Consider the following 19,209-nt stretch of genomic DNA (forward strand, 5'->3'; position numbering starts at 1 on the left):
ACTTTCACAACTCTGCACGAAGCTCCAACAGCGCGTCACGCAGCTCAGCAGCGCGTTCAAACTGCAAGCTCTTCGCCGCTTCCTTCATCTCTGCCTCCAGCCGCCCGATCAACGTCAGGCGATCCTTCTTCGACATCTTGCCGGTGTCTGAGCCTGCAAGATAATCCGCCTTCTGCTCCGCTACCTTGGTGGCTTCAATAACAGCGTGCACTTGCTTGCGAATCGTCTGAGGCGTAATGCCGTGCTTCTCATTGAATTCGATCTGCATGCCGCGACGGCGCTCTGTCTCCTTGATGGCACGATCCATGGAATCTGTAATACGGTCAGCGTACATAATCACTCTGCCCTGGCTATTGCGTGCAGCCCTGCCAATCGTCTGGATAAGCGAGCGATCAGAGCGCAGGAAGCCCTCCTTGTCCGCATCCAGAATGGCGACGAGCGACACCTCCGGCAAGTCCAATCCTTCTCGCAGCAGATTGATGCCGATGAGCACGTGGAATACGCCAAGACGCAAATCGCGCAATATCGCAAGTCGTTCCAGCGTCTTGATATCGGAATGTAAATACCGAACCTTGATACCGATCTCCTTGAAATAGTCTGTCAAGTCCTCCGCCATCTTCTTCGTCAGCGTCGTAATCAGCACCCGCTCATCCTTGTCGATTCGGTCTCTTATCTCAACAAGCAGATCGTCGATCTGACCCTTCGTGGGGCGAACGTCGATAACAGGGTCCAGCAGACCCGTCGGACGAATAATCTGCTCCACCATGATCGGACAATGCTCCAGCTCATAGGGGCCCGGTGTAGCCGATACATAGACCAACTGCTTCGTCTTTCCTTCGAATTCTTCGAAGCGCAGCGGCCGATTGTCCATCGCCGACGGCAGCCGGAAGCCGTGATTGACGAGCACTTCCTTGCGCGCCTTGTCTCCGTTGAACATCGCGCGGATCTGAGGCAAGGTAACATGCGACTCATCGATAACGACCAGCATATCCTCCGGAAAGTAATCCAGCAGCGTATACGGCGTTGCCCCCCGTTCCCGGAAAGTAAGCGGACCGGAGTAGTTCTCGATGCCGGAGCAGAAGCCCATCTCCGCCATCATCTCCAGATCGTAACGTGTGCGCTGCTCCAGACGCTGCGCTTCCAGCAGCTTGTTCTCTTCGCGCAGCTCCGCCAACCGCTCCTCCAGCTCACGCTCAATATTAACGATGGCCCTCTTCATCGTCTCCTCCTGCGTGACGAAGTGGGAAGCCGGGAAGATCGCAATATGCTCGCGCTCCCCCAGTATCTCTCCGGTCAGAACGTCGATCTCCGAGATACGTTCGATCTCGTCGCCGAACAACTCCACTCTGACCGCTCGCTCATTATTGGAGACGGGGAATATCTCCACAATGTCCCCCCGCACGCGGAACGTCCCTCGTGTGAAGCTGATGTCATTGCGCTGATATTGGATATCCACGAGCTTATGAAGAATATCGTCCCGCGACTTCTCCATCCCCGTTCGCAACGATAGCACCAGGCTGCCGTACTCCATCGGCGAGCCTAAGCCGTATATGCACGATACGCTGGCTACGATAATGACGTCGCGACGCTCGAACAGTGCGCTCGTCGCGGAATGCCGCAGCTTGTCGATCTCATCGTTGATGCTGCTATCCTTCTCGATGAACGTATCTGTGGAAGGGATGTACGCTTCCGGCTGATAATAATCGTAGTAGCTGACGAAGTACTCTACCGCATTGTCCGGGAAGAACGACTTGAATTCGCTGCATAGCTGCGCCGCCAGCGTCTTGTTATGGGCAATGACAAGCGTCGGCCTATTCAGCCTCGCGATCGTATTGGCAATCGTATACGTCTTGCCCGTTCCGGTCGCTCCCAGCAACGTCTGGTGTCGCTTCCCTTCCGTCACGCCTTCAACGAGCTTCTCGATCGCTCCAGGCTGGTCGCCTTGCGGCTTGTACTCCGACTTCAGTTGGAACAGTCTGGCATCACGTTCCATTCCCCTCACTGCATATCCCCCTCCGCTTCGTTGTGCCTGACTTTCAGCATTCCTCTATATAGCTTCAGTATAGTCATTGTTCAGTCCGCTCAAGCACATCCTTATAAATAAGAATGTCTGTTCCCATGAGACTTATTATAACGTTATCCCTCCGGCCATGCAATGGTTGTTCCGTCGTAGAAAATTGAAAAACTGCCAGACAAGTCCATTCCGCTTGCGTGGCAGTTGCTAGAGCATAATCTACATATTTCGGTCTTTCGAATTGCGCTGAGTAGTCGCCAGTTGCTCCGGGTCCGCACCACTCTTCCTATCTCCCCCCGCATTCAACACTGCTCGCTTGTTGGCAGTCCGCTTCCTTCGCAGCAGCTCCAGCAAGGAAGAAGGACCTCTCTCCATATAATAGTCCGCCCGTTCATCCGGCGCAAGAATGACGCCAAGCTGGTGATGCTCTCCTGCATAACGAGCACGTTGAAGGAATTTGAGCTCGCCTTCCAGATTGTATGCCTCCAGCTTGCAGAAAGCAGAATTCTGGACAAGCGCCGCATACAATTGTTCCCTCGTGCTTACTGTCGTTCCGTTCACTTTATGAATAATCTCGCCAGCGGCTAATCCCATCTCATCTGCAGGAGTACCCGGCACGATCCCCAGTATACAAAGGCCGCGCGTGTCATGAACGAACTTGGGCGGCAGCTTCGCCTCTGCGGACGCACTGCGCCAGACGAGCGCCTCATGCAGAACAATGGACAGTAGGGCAGCCAGTGGAAGCAGAGCAGGCAGCCAAAAGGCAGCGAGTGCCGCACTTCCCAGTAGCACACTATACACAAGCAGTCCTCCCGCCGCATGCTTCGCCTTCTGCTGCGGAAGCTGCGCACGCGTCATCTCCGTGAAACCGATGACCAACGGCAGCGCAGCGATCGTCCATCCATGGGACCAGTCAGCGCCGAACAGTGTACCCCATGGCAGAGGCTGTGCAGAATAGCCTGCCGCTTCACCCGCGCTTCCCGACAGCGGAACCAGCAGGAACAGCGGAACCGGCCAGAATCCTTGCAGCATGTATCCGCCCACAAGCTTACCTCTCTTCCCCTCTAGGAACAGCGGACTGGCCAGCTTGTCACCTTGCCATCTTACCAGGAACGCTTCCGCCATATGAAGCAGTGCCACGAGCAAGAGCAGCCCCGCGGCGTCAATGTCCGCCAATGTGGCGAGCATCGAACCTGTCAGCCCGTCTCTCTCCGCCCAATCCGTGAAGCCCAGTGCCCACTGCAGCAGCGTTATGATCCCGGCACTATAGGCGAAGCATAAGTAACGAATGCGAAATAACACCAATACAAGCGCAACCGACCACAGCCATACTACCGCGTAGCTAGTAATCGATGCGCCGATAAATGCGCCCGCTGCCGAGACCGCAACACCTACGGCAAGACCGGCTGCAAGCGCCTTAAACGCAAGCAGCTTCCAATCGCGCAGCTTCACAGCGAATAACTTCCGCTCCATCGTCATTTGACGAGTATATTGCAAAATGATGAAAAGCACGGCAATATAATAAAAGGGCTGCATCAGGAGTCCCGCAACAGCTCTTCCGAACATATTCAGCATCGCAGACGCTATCTCCAATGGAAACACTCCCTTCAGGCATGTCACGCTTGAAAACCATAGGAAAAGAAAACAGAAAAGGTTGGCTTTGCTGAACAAAGCCAACCTTTTATATGTTCGACGCATTTCCGTCATTTCCTGCTTACCGCTTCAATCGCTTTCTGCAGCTGAACGTCATTGTCCTTGTCACGAAGCCAATCGACAACCGCCTTCTCCAACGCCTGCGCAGTATGCTCGTCAATCTCCCCGGTTACCGCCAATTTTCGCTCCGATTGGAACTTCCGTACGGCTTCTTCCGTGTCGGAGCTAAAGTAGCCGTCATCCCGATTGGGCTTGTAGCCAAGTCCCTCCAGCATAATTTGGGCGCTGCGGATCGATTCGTTCAGCTGGTCGCGCTTCAGCGCAGCCTCCCTTGACATTCTCGCCACATTGTATATCTCTGGGGGAGCGACTGTAATATCCGGCTGAACGCCTTTCTCATGGATCCAGTTGCCGTTCGGCGTCAACCATTTGGCAATCGTCATTTTGATCAGACTGCCGTCTCCAAGCGCCTTATTATAGCTTACTTGGACCGTCCCCTTGCCGAACGAACGCTCGCCGACAACCTTCGCTCCAGCTGCTTCCTGCAAGGAGCTGGCCAGTATCTCTGATGCGCTGGCGCTTCCTTTATTGATCAGTACGGCTATCGGATAGGACTTCTTCTCTCCACCTTTGGCCAGCGTGCCGTTGCGTTCTCCATCGCGTCCTTCCACCTGCACAACCGTAGCGTCTTCCTTCATCATCATCTGAGCGATCTCGACGACGACTGGCAATACACCGCCAGGATTGTTGCGCACATCAAGCACGAGTCCGGTCATCCCTTCTCGCTCCAGCCTCTTCAACTCTTCTTTGAATCGCTTGGCCGTATTGAGCGAGAACTGGCGTATCTCGATTACGCCGACGCCATCCTCCTTCAGAGTAGCATATACCGTCTCAATCGCGATATCATCTCGAATGACCGCGATTTGCAACGGTTCGCTGAAGCCGCCCCGCTGTACCTCGAGCTTCACCTTTGTTCCCTTGGGCCCACGGATTTTCATAACGGCTTCCTGCAAGCTAAGCCCTTCCATGCTTTCTCCGTTCACAGACATAAGAATATCTTTGGCGTGCAAGCCCGCTTGCTCCGCAGGAGATCCCTTAATCGGCGATACGATTACGATTCTTCCGTTCTCGATTGTCACTTCGGCGCCGATCCCGGAGAAGGAGCCTTCAATGGATTCCGAGAAGTGCGTCGCCGTCTCCTCCTCCATATAGACGGAGTAAGGATCTTTCAAGGCGCTCATTATCCCTTCCACCGCGCCGTCAATGAGCTCTTCCCGATCCACTTCCTCATAATACTTGGTCTCAATCAGCTCCATGACGGCATTCAGCTTGGCCAGCTCTTGCTTCTTCAATACATATTGTCCGCCGTTGTCAGCTGCTGCTACTACTGATCCGCTTGAGGCCTGCTTCATCTCGCCGTCCCATTGATCCGCCACGGATAATGTAATCAGGACAGATCCCATCATCGTCAATAGCACTATGGCTAGCACTGTACGTCCCTTGAAGTTCACCTTGCCCACCACCTTATCTCATTCCGACTGACACATCCAACACAACACCGCATTAGTATATGACAGTAGACAGACATTTATTAGAAAGTTACCTGTTACCGCTTACCACAAAACCAATGCCGGTTCTCTTGAAGCTTCCTGTAGAACAAGGGCAGCCAACGGTCTGCTGGCTGCCTGAAAATCACTTATTTCAAATACCCGCCCGGATTGACTGGCACTTGATCCTTACGTACTTCAAAGTGGAGATGGGGGCCGGTAGAGTTGCCCGTATTGCCTACCTCCGCAATCTGATCGCCCCGCTTGACGGCATCGCCTTCATCGACCAGCAATCCGCCGTGACGGATGTGTGCATACAACGTCCATAGTCCGTTGCCATGATCAATGATAATGACATTGCCAAAGCCGTCCATGAACTTGGAGACGAGTACGATTCCGTCTTCAGCCGCGTAGATAGGGGTGCCTGACGGCGCTCCGAAGTCCGTACCGTTATGCTGCTTTTTCTTGCCGGTAATGGGATGAATCCGCATGCCAAAGCTGGAGGTGACGCGATAATTACTGCCGATCGGCATGCCCAGCTTGCCTCCGGAGTATGGATTTTGAATGCGGTTTTTCTCTGCGATCAGCTTCGATTTTTTACCTGCGAGATCCAACAGCATCTTTTCTTGTTCCTCGCTGATCTGCTCCAGCTCTTCTAGCGTCTCGCCCAGCTTCATCAAGTTCTCGTTGTAGCTGGCCATCATCACTTCTTTGTCTTTTTCTTTGTTATGAAGATCTGCTTCCTGCAGCTCCAGCTCATAGACAAGCTCTTGCAGTTCGGCGTATTGATTCTCCTGTTCCGCCTTCTTCTCCTCTACTAGCTTCTGGTCGCGTTTATGTTCGTCCAGAATTCTGCGATCGGAGCTCAGTATCGTCTGCAGCGCGTCGAATCGATCCAGGAAGTCTGTGAAGCTCTTCGAACTAAGGAGCACTTCCAGATAAGAGACAGCCCCGTTCGTATACATAATTTTCATGCGCTTTTGCAGCATCGCATCCCGTTCTTCCACTCGAAGAATGGCCTCATCCAGCTCAACAGCGGTCTGATCGATCTCTCCCTGCTTGGCGGCTTTCTTCCCCTCTGTATCTACCTTCTTGGCTACGACAGAATTGATTTCTGCCATCAGCTGCTTGATTTCCTTCTCCAGCTTGTTCGTTCTGGACCGAAGCTCATTCATTTCCTTTTCGGTCAGCTTGATTTGCTGACTCGTATGGGCAGCCTCATGCTCTGCATTTCTTATTTCACTATCTACTTTATTGATATCTTTATTGATTTCCGATAGAGAGGCCGCTTCACTTCCAGCGGGATGAAGCGTGAAGACCGTAAACATAGCGGCAGCTAAGACGATTGCGTTCAGTTTCTTCATGTGACCCTCCTACACCTTCAAGTATTTTCGTACGGAGATGGTACTGCCCCAAATGCCGATCAGTGTGCCGATAATCATAATCAAGCCCGCCGTCAGCGGCCACGCTTCAGATAGCGGAACCATCTGGATGAGCATGAGCGACAAATCCAACTGGGCGTACTGGATCAATTGTCCGTAGCCCACAAGCACTGCGGCGGCCGTTAATGCGGAGCTGATCACCCCGATCAAGGCTCCCTCGATGAAAAACGGCCACCGGATAAACGCGTTCGTCGCGCCTACCAGCTTCATGATGCTAATCTCTCTGCTTCTATTAATAATGGTCATTTTGATCGTGTTCGATATAAGCAGCATCGCGGTTACGCCAAGTCCGATGACGATGACGAACCCGACATTGCGCACTGCATTTGTAATTTTGAACAGCGTCTCCACCGTTCCTTGCCCGTATTTGATCCGGAAGATCGGCGCTGTGCCGTCCGCATCGTTAATCTCCTGAATCCGCTTCGCAACCGTCTCTACCGTCTGCGGGTCGTAGACTTCTACGGTGAAGGATACCGGCAACGGATTGTTCTCTTCGGTGTAGCCCTCCAACCAGTCCTTGTTTTCTTCGCCCATGGAATCGCGGAGCATCTGCAGTCCTTCTTGCTTGGAGACGTAGGTGACTTTACTCACTTCCGTGATGTTGCCGATCTTATTCTGCAGTTCCTGCTCCTTCGCCGCATCCACATTGGATTCCAGATAGACCCGAATCTGCACCCTGCTCTCAATCTGGTCGGCCATATAGTTGACATTCATCGCCATCAGCACGAATATGCCTAATATCAACAGCGAAATGAATATAGAGCTCATGGAGGCGAATGTCATCCAGCCGTTGCGAATCGTACTCTTGGCACCTTCACGTATATGACGGAGGATCGTACTAAGCTTCATAACCGTACTCCCCTCTTGCTTCGTCGCGCACGATATTGCCGTTCTCGATCGCGATGACCCGCTTGCGCATCGAATTGACGATTTCCTTGTTGTGTGTAGCCATGACGATGGTCGTGCCTCGGAAATTGATCTCCTCCAGCAGATTCATGATATCGAGCGAAGTGTCGGGGTCCAGATTCCCTGTCGGCTCATCCGCTACAATAACCGACGGATTATTCACTATTGCCCGGGCAATCGACACGCGCTGCTGCTCACCGCCGGACAGCTGCGACGGCAGACTGCTATGCTTGTGCTTCAATCCGACAAGGTCCAGCACCTCCATCACCCGCTTCTTCATAATGCGGCGCGGCGCTTCAATTACCTCCATCGCGAAAGCGACATTATCATACACCGTGAGCTTCGGCAGAAGACGAAAGTCCTGGAATATGACTCCGATGTTTCTTCGGACGTATGGAATTTTGCGTGCCTTCAGCTTGCCTATATTAAAGCCGTTCACCGAGATTTGCCCCTTCGTAGGCACTTCCTCCCGATATATAAGCTTCATAAACGTTGATTTCCCTGCGCCGGACGGACCGACGAGATAAACGAATTCATTGCGATCTATACAAACTGAAACACCGCGAAGCGCATGCGTTCCGTCTGCGTAAGTCTTCCATATGTCTTGCATCTCGATCACGCGATATCACATCCTGTATGAAGTTGAAGCTGTACGTATGTATAGCCAGTTTTACTATTTCGACAGCGTCTTGCTAATTCCTTCAACAAGAGCATTGTTTCATCTTTTTTCACAATTCTAATGTTTCAGCACTTTGTCGAATTTTCTTCGGCATTCCGCCATTCTCGTCGCTCTGTACGGATTGGAAAGGTAGCGATGCGATCTGCATATATATGTAAAATTGAACACTGAAAGGATGTTGTTATCGGAAATGAAAATATGGCGCATCACGATTATCGCTGTGCTGTCGCTGCTGCTGCTGGCTGCTGCTATCGGCTGGGCGCTGCTGTGGCAGTATGCCAGGCAGGACACTGTGCCTCCGGGCGTACTGGCCGGCCATATCCCCATCGGCGGATTAGAAATTGACGCAGCTATTCAACTCGCCGAAGACTACGAGGACGCCCTAATGGCACGTACAATCGACATACAGGGCACGGGACCAGCAAGCGATCGGTATATAAAGCTGGCATCGGAGCTGGGATACAGAGCGCAATTCCTGGAGCTGAAGGCGGCCTTGTTAAGGCTGAGAGAGGGGGATCTTCTGGAGCGCGCAAAGTATCGCTACCGATTCCCAAGCACATTCGAGTTGTCGCAGTCTTGGAAGCAGGAGTTGTTCGAGAATGCACTGCGCAAGCAGTGGGGCTGGATCGAGGAGAGCGAGCCTGCGAATGCGGCACGCTTCATCACGGAAGAAGATGAAGTACGCTATGAGATTCATCGCAATGCTTTCAGACTGGAGACGGCGGAATTGGTTCGCGCTGTGAGCGGGTGGATGATCGAGAAGGAGCAAGGTGGCGTGGCGCATGTGGAGCGGAAGGTGTTCCGGGCCGAGCTGCCCGTCGCGGTCGTTGAACCGGAGACGACGCTGGAGAAGCTGCAGGATGAAGGCGTCGCTCGCAAAATCATATCCTTCACGACAAGCTTCGCTACAAGCAGCGAAGGAAGGGCGCATAACATTACAGTGACTGCGGAGACGCTGCACGACTGGCATCTGGCTCCTGACGAGATATTCTCCTATAGCGAGCTGATTCACTTGACGGAGGAGCACCATCAATACCAAGAAGCCCCCGTCATCTTGAACGGGCGCCTGGTGCCGGGCATCGGCGGCGGTATCTGCCAGGTATCAAGCACCTTGTATCAGGCGGTGCTGAGAGCAGGACTTGACATCGTCGAGCGTCGCAACCACTCGCTGCCCGTCGCTTACTTACCGCTAGGTCACGACGCCACCTATGCGACGGACGCCATCGACTTCAAATTCCGCAATTCCACGGGCAAGCATCTGATTATCCGCACGGAAGTAAAGGATCGCCAGCTCACCGTCAAGCTGTTCGGCACGATGCCTGAGAATGAACGCTACGAGATCGACTCGAAGACCGTGCGTACGATCGCACCGGAAGTGAAGCAATTCGTTAACGAGACGCTGACTCCCGGGAGCAGGGTTGTGAAGGAACAAGGCAAGCAAGGCTATGTGGTGGATACCTACCGCACGTTGCTCCGGGACGAAGAGGTGATATCTCGTGAGCGCATCTCCCGAGACACGTATCGAGCGCAGTCCGCTATTGTGGAAGTGGGACCAGCTGTAATCAGCACCAACGATTAATGTTTTTATCCGCAGTGTCTGCGACAGGAGCATTGGGATGAGCGAAGCAAGTTGAAGATGCGTAATCAGCTTGGCTGCAAGTTAGTCTTTCATAATCCGTATCTCAAAAAATGAGATAGTCCGCCATTCAGCCCGGCTCTAATTCCGGTAGCTATCTACTAGTGTGTGTTGAAAACGGGGGGGGTACGGGGGGAGAAATGCAATCTCTGCAGTCTAAGTCTTCTACTAATGCTAGCTACTAACCCTGCTACTAAAACTGCTACTAAGTTTTCCACTACACCTTCTACACGACTGCTACTCAGTTTTCTTCGATGCCTGCTACTGCGCCTGCCAATAAGTTTTCTACAATATCTGCTACTAACTGGATTTTCTGTACTTATTGAAGTTGAAATCAAAGCTTACGCTCTCTCTAAATGGAAAACGTACAGTTACATCAGCTCAAAACAGACAATAGCTCATCGGTCGATTTTATAGCATCAAATCCAGTCATTATAAGTATTAGGTGCAATTCACTAAAAATAACGGCATAAAATCCAGTTGAATGTTCATGAGAAAAACACCTAGCGGCCTCCTACTCTCTTGCTGTGAATGCTCCTTTTCGACGCTCCAGTGTAGGATTCCTACACTAAATCTACTTATATTCGCATTTCCATCTCTCCAGTGTTGGCGACATACACTATTTAAGCATGGACGCCTTCCCTCGACGCTCTAGTGTTGGACACATACACTACTTCGACTCAAATCCGCCTCCCAGACGCTACAGCGTAGGCCACATACACTACTTCGAGTCTATCCACTAGCTACGGGTCTTCAACTCGAATTTTATATATTATTTTTACAGAAAAGCCCCTCCACACTTCCGAAGGACGGTGCGATACCATCCCGGAAGCAGTAAGGGGCTTTCTTTCTTTCTTTCTTTCTTGCTTGCTATACTATTAGCTTAGCTTGATTAATGGTTTAACGGCTGCGCTCCATATACTCCGCAATCCAGGACGCCGTCTGCGCCAGCGCCTCATCCGCCCGGCCAATCGCCGCTTCGACTTGCGCCTTGCCCGTGCCGCCGTATACGTTGCGAGCGTTCACGACCTGCTCCGGCTGCAAAATAGCGTAGATGCTATCGTCGAACAGCTTGGAGAACTGTTTGAACTCGTCCAGTGTCAGATCCAGCAAATACTTGTTCTGCTCGATGCAGTACAGCACCGTCTTGCCGATAACCTCATGCGCCTGACGGAAAGGCATGCCCTTGCCGACCAGGAAGTCGGCAATATCAGTCGCATTGGAGAAGTCCTGATTGACGGCCTTGCGCATCTGTTCCTTGTTCACCTTCATCGTCGCAATCATAGGCGCGAACAGCTGCAGGGCGCCCTGCAGCGTCGCTACCGTATCGAACATGCCTTCCTTGTCTTCCTGCATATCCTTGTTGTAGGCAAGCGGAAGGGACTTCAGCACCGTGAGCAGGCCGAACAAGTTGCCGTATACACGCCCCGTCTTGCCGCGCACCAGCTCCGGCACGTCCGGGTTCTTCTTCTGCGGCATAATGCTGCTGCCGGTACAGAAGGCGTCATCGAGCTCCACGAAGTTGAATTCTGTGCTGGACCACATGATCAGCTCTTCGCTGAGACGGGACAGATGCATCATAATGATGGAGGCGTGCGACAGAAACTCCAGGATGAAGTCGCGGTCGCTTACGGCATCCAGGCTATTCTCGTACACCGCATCGAACTTTAACTGCTCCGCCACGAAGTGACGATCGATCGGGAACGTCGTGCCGGCCAGTGCGCCAGCGCCCAGCGGCAGCACATTGATCCGCTTGTAGCTGTCCTGCAGCCGCTCGATGTCCCGGCCGATCATGGACACATAAGCCATCAAGTGATGTGCGAACAGAATCGGCTGCGCGCGCTGCAGATGCGTATAACCCGGCAGAATCGTGTCCGTATTCGCCTTCGCCTGTTCGACCAGCGCGAATTGCAGCTTATGCAGCATGTCTACGAACTCGACGACGCGCTTGCGAAGCCACAGATGCATGTCCGTCGCCACCTGATCATTGCGGCTGCGTCCCGTATGCAGCTTTCCGCCGACAGAGCCGACATCGTCAATAAGCGACTTCTCGATATTCATATGAATATCTTCATCGCCGATCGTGAATTCGATATCGTTGCGCTTGATACGCTGCAGCACGCGGTGCAAACCGTCCTTGATTTTATCAACGTCATCATCGGACAGGATGCCTTGCTTGCCCAGCATCGTCACATGAGCCAGACTGCCCTGAATATCCTCCTCCGCCATCTCCTTGTCGAACATGATGGAAGCCGTATACTCCTCCACCAGCTGATCTGTCTTCTTTGTAAACCGACCGCCCCATAATTTACTCACTGGTCTAGCTCTCCCTTCCGGATGCAAGGGACGGAAGCTTGCCTATGGACATGATGTTATCCCTGCAAGCTTCCGCCTTTATCCGCTCTATATTATTTGTTTTGCTCCACGCCCGACGATACCTTCAGACGCAATGCGTTCAGCGCGATGAAGCCTGCCGCATCGCCTTGATCGTAGGCCTGAGAAGGATCAGCCTCCATTGTCGCAATGTCGGGGTTGTACAGGCTGACCGGGCTCTGTACGCCAGCTCCGATCACATTGCCCTTGTACAGCTTCAAGCGGACGACGCCTGTCACATTCTTCTGCGACTCCGTTACCAGCGCCTGCAACGCCAGACGCTCCGGCGCGAACCAGAAGCCGTTATACACAAGCTGGCTGTACTTCGCGATCAGGGAATCACGCAGATGCATCACCTCGCGGTCCATCGTCAGCGACTCCATCTTGCGATGAGCGGTGAACAGAATCGTGCCGCCCGGCGTCTCGTATACACCTCGGCTCTTCATGCCGACGAAGCGGTTCTCCACCATATCGACACGGCCGATGCCGTGCTTGCCGCCCAGCTCGTTCAGCATCTCCATCGCTTCCAGCGGATTTACCTCTACGCCGTTGATCGCCGTACAATTACCCTGCAGGAACGTCAACTCTACATATTCCGCCTCGTCCGGTGCGCGCTCTGGAGATACACTCAACACATACATGTCTTCATTCTCTTCGGAGCTGGCATCGAACCAAGGATCCTCCAGCATACCGCTCTCGAAGCTGATATGCAGCAGATTGCGGTCCGTAGAATAAGGCTTGGCCGCGGATGCCGTTACCGGAATGCCATGCTTCTCCGCGTAAGCGATCATCTCCGCCCGTCCCGGGAACTGGTCGCGGAACGACTCCAGACGCCAAGGCGCAATGACGCTAATCTCCGGCGCAAGCGCCGCAGCGTTCAGCTCGAAGCGAACCTGGTCGTTGCCTTTGCCTGTCGCGCCATGGGCGATCGCCGTCGCGCCTTCCGCGCGGGCAATCTCCACCATCCGCTTCGCAATCAGCGGCCGGGCGATGGAAGTGCCCAGCAAGTATTGCCCTTCATAGAGCGCGCCTGACTGGAACATGGGATAGATGAAATCTTGTGCGAACTCCGCGCGCAGATCGTCGATATACACTTTGGAAGCGCCGGTAGCCAGCGCCTTTTCTTCCAATCCGTCCAGTTCATCCTTCTGGCCGATATCTGCTGTGAATGCGATAATCTCGGCATCGTATGTTTCCTTTAGCCATTTCAGAATGACCGATGTATCCAGCCCGCCGGAATAGGCGAGAACTATTTTTTGCTTAGCCATGGGCCAACTTCCCTTCTCTATTTTTTATATATAGTGATTGCTTAGGACATTATCGCCGCCATAATCGCTTTCTGCGCATGCAGACGGTTCTCCGCCTGATCGAAAATGATTGAGTGATCGCCGTCGATAACGCCCTCGCTCACTTCTTCGCCGCGATGCGCCGGCAGGCAATGCATGAACAGGTAATCCGCCTTGGCGAGCTTCGTCAGCTCTTCATTCACCTGATAATTGGCGAATGCTGCCTCGCGTTCCTTCTGCTCCTCTTCCTGCCCCATGCTGGCCCACACATCGGTGTAGACAATGTCGGCATCGGCAATCGCTTCCCTCGGATCGCGCACCACTTCCAGACGGGAGCCCGTCTCCGCCGCGTTCGCCATCGTCTGCTTCACGATGTCAGAATCCGGCTCGTAGCCTTCCGGCGACGCGATGGACATGTCCATGCCAAGCTTAGCGGCGCCCATCATCAGAGAGTGAACCATATTGTTGCCGTCACCGATATATGCCATCTTCAGCCCCTCCAGGCGCCCCTTCTTCTCATAGATTGTCTGGAAGTCGGCCAATGCCTGGCAGGGATGGGACAGATCCGTCAGGCCGTTAATGACCGGAATCGTCGCCCCTCTAGCCAGCTCCACTACCTTGCGGTGTGCGAAGGTTCGAATCATGATGCCGTCCAGGTAGCGCGACAGCGTCTGAGCTGTATCCCAGATCGTCTCGCCGCGGCCAATCTGCAGATCGTTGCTGCTGAGGAACAGCCCTTGCCCGCCCAGCTGATACATGCCGACCTCGAACGATACGCGGGTACGGGTGGATGACTTCTCGAAGATCATACCCAGCGTCTTGCCCTTCAACAGATGATGCGTCTCGCCGGCCTTCTGCTTCGCCTTCAGGTCGATCGCCAGATCGATCAGGTATTGCAGCTCTTCTTTCTTGAAATCCACCAGCATGAGGAAGTCGCGTCCCTTCATGCTCTGCGCCAGCTCTTCTTTAATTGTGTGCATGGTATATCTCCCTTCAGTTCGAAGCCTTCAATAACTCCTCTAGTATAGCCACTGCTACATCTATCTCCTCACGCGTCACCAGCAGGTTAGGCAACAGCCTCACCACTTCCGGTCCCGCGGATATGACCAGCAATCCGCGCTTCTGCGCTTCCGTCAGCAAGCCGGCCACCGGCCCGGCGCACTGAATGCCGACGAGAAGGCCAAGCCCTCTTACTTCCTGGACAAAAGGAGCGTCCGCCAGCTTCTCCCGCAGCTGCGACACCAGGTATTCACCCTGCTCCGCCGCCCGCTGGGACAGCCCCTCGCCGACAATCGTCTCCACTGTCGCCTTCACGACCGCCGTAGAGATCGGCGTTCCGCCGAAGGTGGAGCCGTGGCTGCCGGCGCTGAACGCTTCGCGCAGCTCTTCCTTCGCCACCATAGCACCTACCGGGAAGCCGCTTCCTAGTCCCTTCGCCAAAGTGAAGATATCCGGCTCGATGCCGTAATGCTCATGGGCGAACAGCTTGCCTGTTCGTCCCATTCCCGTCTGAATTTCATCTATAATCAGCAGGATGCCGTTCCGCTCGCACAGCGCCTTCACTTGCTGTACATAGGCCGGGTCTACGGGGTTCACGCCGCCTTCCCCCTGCACCAGCTCCATCATAATCGCCGCCGTCTTGTCGCTGACCGCCGCTTCCAGCGCCGCGAAGTCATGCAGCGGCAAGTGCGTGAAGCCCTCCGGCAGCGGCGCGAAGCCTTCCTTCACCTTCGCTTGTCCCGTCGCCGTCAATGTAGCCAGCGTACGGCCATGGAAAGACTGATGGAACGTAATGATCTCATACCGTCCATTGCCCTTCACCAGCTGATGATACCTTCTAGCCAGCTTGATCGCGGCTTCGTTCGCTTCCGCTCCCGAGTTGCAGAAGAACACCGCATCGCCGCAGCTGTTGTCCGTCAGCAGCTTGGCTGCCTCCGCCTGATTCGGGATTTGGAACAGATTAGATACATGCCACAGCTGATCCAGCTGCTGTACAAGCGCTTCCTTCACGCGCTGCGGGGCATGCCCCAGATTCGTTACCGCGATGCCGCTCATGAAATCCAAGTACTTGTTGCCCTTGTCATCCCACAGCCAGCTGCCCTCGCCCTTCACAAGCGCAATGGGATAGCGGGCATACGTAGGCAACAGCGATTCCGTCGCCGATACTGTCTTCATCTCGCTCATGACGCTCCTCCTTCGCTTGCCATAATCCGTGTGCCGACGCCGCCTTCTCGCACCGCGCGCGTAAGCACGCCAGGCTCCTGACCGCTCACGATAACGACCTCTTTCACTTGGCCGTGAATGCACTTCATCGCTGCGCGCACCTTCGGAATCATGCCGCCGTAGATGTCCCCGCTGGCGATCATCTCTTCGATCTCAGCATCCGTTACCGACGGAAGCACCCGCTTCTCGCCGTCAATCTCCTTCATTATGCCCGGCACGTCGGTTACGACGATCATGCGCTCCACGCCCAGATGGCTGGCAACCGCGCCCGCAGCCGTATCGGCGTTAATATTATAGCGCTGACCCGAAGCGTCGATCCCGATCGGAGCAATAACGGGAATGTAATTCATCGCCATAACGCCCTCGATCAGAGAAGCCTTCACATCCGTCACATCGCCCACGAAGCCGATCTCATCTGCGTTCTCTACCGGCGCAGCTGTAATTAATCCGCCGTCCACTCCGGACAAGCCTAGGGCGTCCGCTCCGCTTTGCATAATTTTGCGGACAATCTCTCCGTTGATTGCGCCAGCCAGCACCATCTCCACCACGTCCAGCACTTCGTCGCTTGTGACACGCAGCCCGTTCACGAATTCCGAAGCGATACCCAGCTTCGTCAGCGACTCCGAGATCGCAGGTCCGCCGCCATGCACAATCACCGGCTTTACGCCGTCTTGCTGAAGCTCCTTCAACTCCCGGAAGAATTCGTCCGGCAGCGCCGCCAGCGTGCTTCCGCCGCACTTCATGACAAACCGTTGTTCCATTATCTCTTCAACCTCCACCGTCTTCCCGCTATGTCCGATATGCCGCATTAATGCGGACGTAATCGTAAGTCAAGTCGCAGCCCCACGCCGTCGCCTCGCCGTCAGCCATATGCAGGTCCACGTAGATATGAATCGTATCACCCTTCAAATATTCCAACGCCACCTCTTCGTCGAATACGACCGGTCGCGATTGCGTCAACGTTACAATATCGCCAATGGCGATGTCTACCGTATCGGGATTGATCGGTTCACCCGCACGGCCTGCCGCCGCAATAATGCGTCCCCAATTCGCATCCGCCCCGAACGCTGCCGACTTCACAAGCGACGAACCTACGATCGTCTTGGCAATTGCACTGGCCGACTCGTCGCTCACGGCGCCGCGCACCTTTACCTCCACCAGCTTGGTGGCGCCTTCGCCGTCTCTTGCGATCGCCTTGGCCAGCACCTCGCACACATAGCGCAGTGCCGCCTCGAACGCAGCCCAGTCCTTGTGCTCGCTCGTCAACTCGTCATTGCCCGCCAGACCGCTCGCCATTGCGACGAGCATATCATTCGTGCTGGTGTCGCCATCTACTGTAATCATATTGAAGGTCAGGTCCGTCGCCCGGCGCAGCAGCCCTTGCAGCGCTTCGCCGCCGATACAGGCATCCGTCGTGACGAAGCCGAGCATTGTCGCCATATTGGGATGAATCATGCCGGAGCCCTTGGCAGCGCCTGCCACATGAACGGTACGTCCGTCCAGCTCCAGCTTGACGCATACCATCTTCTGCACCAGATCGGTTGTCAGAATCGCCTGGCAAAAATCATCTGCGCCTTCCGCCGTCGCATTCATGCCGGCAGGAAGCCTGTCGATGCCATCACGCACTTTGTCCATCCGCAGGTTCTCGCCGATTACGCCTGTAGAAGCCACTGCCACTTGATCAGCCGATACGCTGATTGCTTCGGCGAACCGCGCGCGCATCTCATAGGCATCCGCCTCGCCTTGCTTGCCTGTGCAAGCATTGGCATTACCGCTGTTCACCAGCACGGCGCGCAGCATGCCGTCTGCTCCGATGCTCTCCCGGGTCACCTTGAGCGGAGCCGCTTGAAAGACATTCGTCGTATACACGCCTGCCGCTGCTGCCGGCACCTCGCATACGATCGCTCCCAGATCATAGCGCGTCGTTTTTTTCAAGCCGCAATGCAGCCCGCCCGCCCGAAATCCTTGAGGCGTCGTAATGGAGCCGTCGGCCACAAGCTGAAACGGTTGATGAATTTGTTCCTGTCCCATTATGGATCGTTTCCCCTTCGTTATGGATATGCCGGGACGAACTGCAGACCTAGCGTCTCATCCCATCCCATCATGACGTTCATATTCTGAATTGCCTGCCCTGCAGCGCCCTTCACCAGGTTGTCGATCACGGACACAATCGTGACCCGATTCGTCCGTTCATCCACTGCAAATCCGATATCGCAATAGTTAGAGCCCCATACTTCCTTCGTAGCCGGCCATTGTCCCTCCGGACGAATGCGCACGAAGGAGCGCCCCTCATAAAACTGCTTATACAGCCCAATAAAATCGCTCAAGCTGCGGTCGCCCTGAATCGTCGCGTACATCGTGGACATGATGCCGCGCGTCATCGGCACGAGATGCGTGGTGAACGTCGTGACGACCGGTACCCCTGCCGCATCGCCAAGCACCATCTCAATCTCCGGAATATGCTGATGCTTGTTCACCTTGTAAGCTTTGAAATTCTCGTTCAATTCGGAATAATGAGTCCCTAGAGATGCCCCTCTGCCAGCCCCGGAGACACCTGATTTTGCATCTATTATAATAGACGCCGGGTCAATCCAGCCCGCTTTCACTGCGGGCACCAGACCAAGCAGCGTAGCTGTCGGATAGCAGCCTGGATTGGATACGAACGATGCTCCGCGCACGTTGTCGCCGTATATTTCCGCAAGCCCGAATACGGCCTGCTCCAAGTAAGCCTTACCCGCTGCGGGCTTGCCATACCACTGCTCATACAACTGGGGCGACTTCAGCCGGTAATCGCCAGACAAGTCGATCACCTTCAGTCCCGCCTCAAGGTATTGCGGCGCCAGCTTCGACGCCACGCCTGCCGGAGTGGCCAGGAAGACGATATCCGCCTTCTCCTTTATCTTCGCGGGCTCCACATCGTCCAGCAGCTCTTCCCGAATGCCCGCAAGATGCGGATAGCCGTCCGTTATCGGCGTCCCTGCGCTGGAAGAGGAGATGACGGAGGTTACTTCCACCTGTGGATGAGAAGCCAGCAGACGAATTAATTCCACGCCGCCATAGCCTGTCGAACCGACGATTGCAATTCCCGTTTTGTTGCTCATGCGATCCTCTCCTTCTGTCTGATTAGTAGATGAAGCTTTTCTATCTGCCTATTCCTGGACTTCTCTTCTGAATAGAAATACATGCTTATGTATATTCGACCGTGTTCACGCGGTCTTCTTTGCATTTCAGGACACCCGTCCTACAACACCTTATTTTACATCAACAATGAGACGAATGAAATACGAGTTAGCATTGTATTATTATACATTCGTATTTATAATAATACAATGCATAATGCGTGGAGATTTATTCTCTCAGAAAGCACCTTTACAAGGATAACGCCACCTTGCGACGTTCCGCACACCTATTCCGCATTGCAGCCGAGGTCACATCGCCTGCAGCTCACCA

Annotated in this window: 14 protein-coding genes; 1 reads left to right on the forward strand and 13 read right to left on the reverse strand. The window is 54.2% G+C overall.

All coding sequences use genetic code 11. From position 1 onward, the window contains the following. Positions 1 to 4 precede the first annotated feature (4 nt). The 6 genes from uvrB to ftsE all read right to left on the reverse strand — a co-directional run bounded on the left by uvrB (position 5) and on the right by ftsE (position 8,181). Entirely contained in the window at positions 5 to 1,993 is a 1,989-nt protein-coding gene (gene uvrB, locus ACFQ2I_RS21235; protein WP_377567913.1) for an excinuclease ABC subunit UvrB, read from the reverse strand. A gap of 240 nt (positions 1,994 to 2,233) precedes the next feature. Then, entirely contained in the window at positions 2,234 to 3,607 is a 1,374-nt protein-coding gene (locus tag ACFQ2I_RS21240; RefSeq protein WP_377567844.1) for a PDZ domain-containing protein, read from the reverse strand. Between the two features lie 110 nt (positions 3,608 to 3,717). Beyond that, complete coding sequence (locus tag ACFQ2I_RS21245) at positions 3,718 to 5,178, reverse strand: S41 family peptidase (protein WP_377567846.1); 1,461 nt, start codon at positions 5,176 to 5,178, stop codon at positions 3,718 to 3,720. Positions 5,179 to 5,363: 185 nt separating this feature from the next. Beyond that, positions 5,364 to 6,578: a murein hydrolase activator EnvC family protein gene (locus ACFQ2I_RS21250; protein WP_377567848.1), complete on the reverse strand. Its 1,215-nt coding sequence runs from the start codon at positions 6,576 to 6,578 to the stop codon at positions 5,364 to 5,366. Positions 6,579 to 6,587: 9 nt separating this feature from the next. After that, the gene (gene ftsX, locus ACFQ2I_RS21255) at positions 6,588 to 7,505 is read right to left on the reverse strand and encodes a permease-like cell division protein FtsX (RefSeq protein ID WP_377567850.1); all 918 of its coding nucleotides are present in this window, start codon (positions 7,503 to 7,505) and stop codon (positions 6,588 to 6,590) included. Continuing rightward, a complete protein-coding gene (gene ftsE / locus ACFQ2I_RS21260; RefSeq protein ID WP_377567852.1) occupies positions 7,495 to 8,181 on the reverse strand; it encodes a cell division ATP-binding protein FtsE in 687 nt (228 codons plus the stop codon). The genes ftsX and ftsE overlap by 11 nt, the downstream gene beginning before the upstream one ends. Before the next feature lie 250 nt (positions 8,182 to 8,431). Between ftsE and ACFQ2I_RS21265 the strand changes: the two genes are divergently transcribed. Beyond that, positions 8,432 to 9,820, forward strand: coding sequence for a VanW family protein (locus ACFQ2I_RS21265; protein ID WP_377567854.1), 1,389 nt, complete (start codon positions 8,432 to 8,434; stop codon positions 9,818 to 9,820). A 957-nt stretch (positions 9,821 to 10,777) separates the two neighbouring features. Here the strand turns inward: ACFQ2I_RS21265 and argH are convergent. From argH to argC, 7 genes are all read right to left on the reverse strand, one after another. After that, positions 10,778 to 12,193 (reverse strand): argininosuccinate lyase, encoded by a 1,416-nt coding sequence (gene argH, locus ACFQ2I_RS21270; protein WP_377567856.1) that lies wholly within the window; start codon positions 12,191 to 12,193, stop codon positions 10,778 to 10,780. Positions 12,194 to 12,285: 92 nt separating this feature from the next. Next, complete coding sequence (locus tag ACFQ2I_RS21275; protein WP_377567858.1) at positions 12,286 to 13,518, reverse strand: argininosuccinate synthase; 1,233 nt, start codon at positions 13,516 to 13,518, stop codon at positions 12,286 to 12,288. Between the two features lie 41 nt (positions 13,519 to 13,559). Then, positions 13,560 to 14,516 (reverse strand): ornithine carbamoyltransferase, encoded by a 957-nt coding sequence (gene argF, locus ACFQ2I_RS21280; protein ID WP_377567860.1) that lies wholly within the window; start codon positions 14,514 to 14,516, stop codon positions 13,560 to 13,562. A 13-nt stretch (positions 14,517 to 14,529) separates the two neighbouring features. Continuing rightward, positions 14,530 to 15,720 carry an acetylornithine transaminase gene (locus ACFQ2I_RS21285; protein ID WP_377567862.1) on the reverse strand — a complete coding sequence of 397 codons (1,191 nt, stop codon included), beginning with the start codon at positions 15,718 to 15,720 and terminating at the stop codon, positions 14,530 to 14,532. Continuing rightward, complete coding sequence (gene argB / locus ACFQ2I_RS21290) at positions 15,717 to 16,520, reverse strand: acetylglutamate kinase (protein ID WP_377567864.1); 804 nt, start codon at positions 16,518 to 16,520, stop codon at positions 15,717 to 15,719. The genes ACFQ2I_RS21285 and argB overlap by 4 nt, the downstream gene beginning before the upstream one ends. Positions 16,521 to 16,548: 28 nt before the next feature. Continuing rightward, positions 16,549 to 17,790 carry a bifunctional ornithine acetyltransferase/N-acetylglutamate synthase gene (gene argJ / locus ACFQ2I_RS21295; protein ID WP_377567866.1) on the reverse strand — a complete coding sequence of 414 codons (1,242 nt, stop codon included), beginning with the start codon at positions 17,788 to 17,790 and terminating at the stop codon, positions 16,549 to 16,551. 20 nt (positions 17,791 to 17,810) lie between these two features. Continuing rightward, complete coding sequence (gene argC / locus ACFQ2I_RS21300; protein ID WP_377567868.1) at positions 17,811 to 18,860, reverse strand: N-acetyl-gamma-glutamyl-phosphate reductase; 1,050 nt, start codon at positions 18,858 to 18,860, stop codon at positions 17,811 to 17,813. Positions 18,861 to 19,209: the final 349 nt, after the last annotated feature.

Source organism: Paenibacillus chungangensis (assembly GCF_042675905.1).
Taxonomy (GTDB): domain Bacteria; phylum Bacillota; class Bacilli; order Paenibacillales; family Paenibacillaceae; genus Pristimantibacillus; species Pristimantibacillus chungangensis.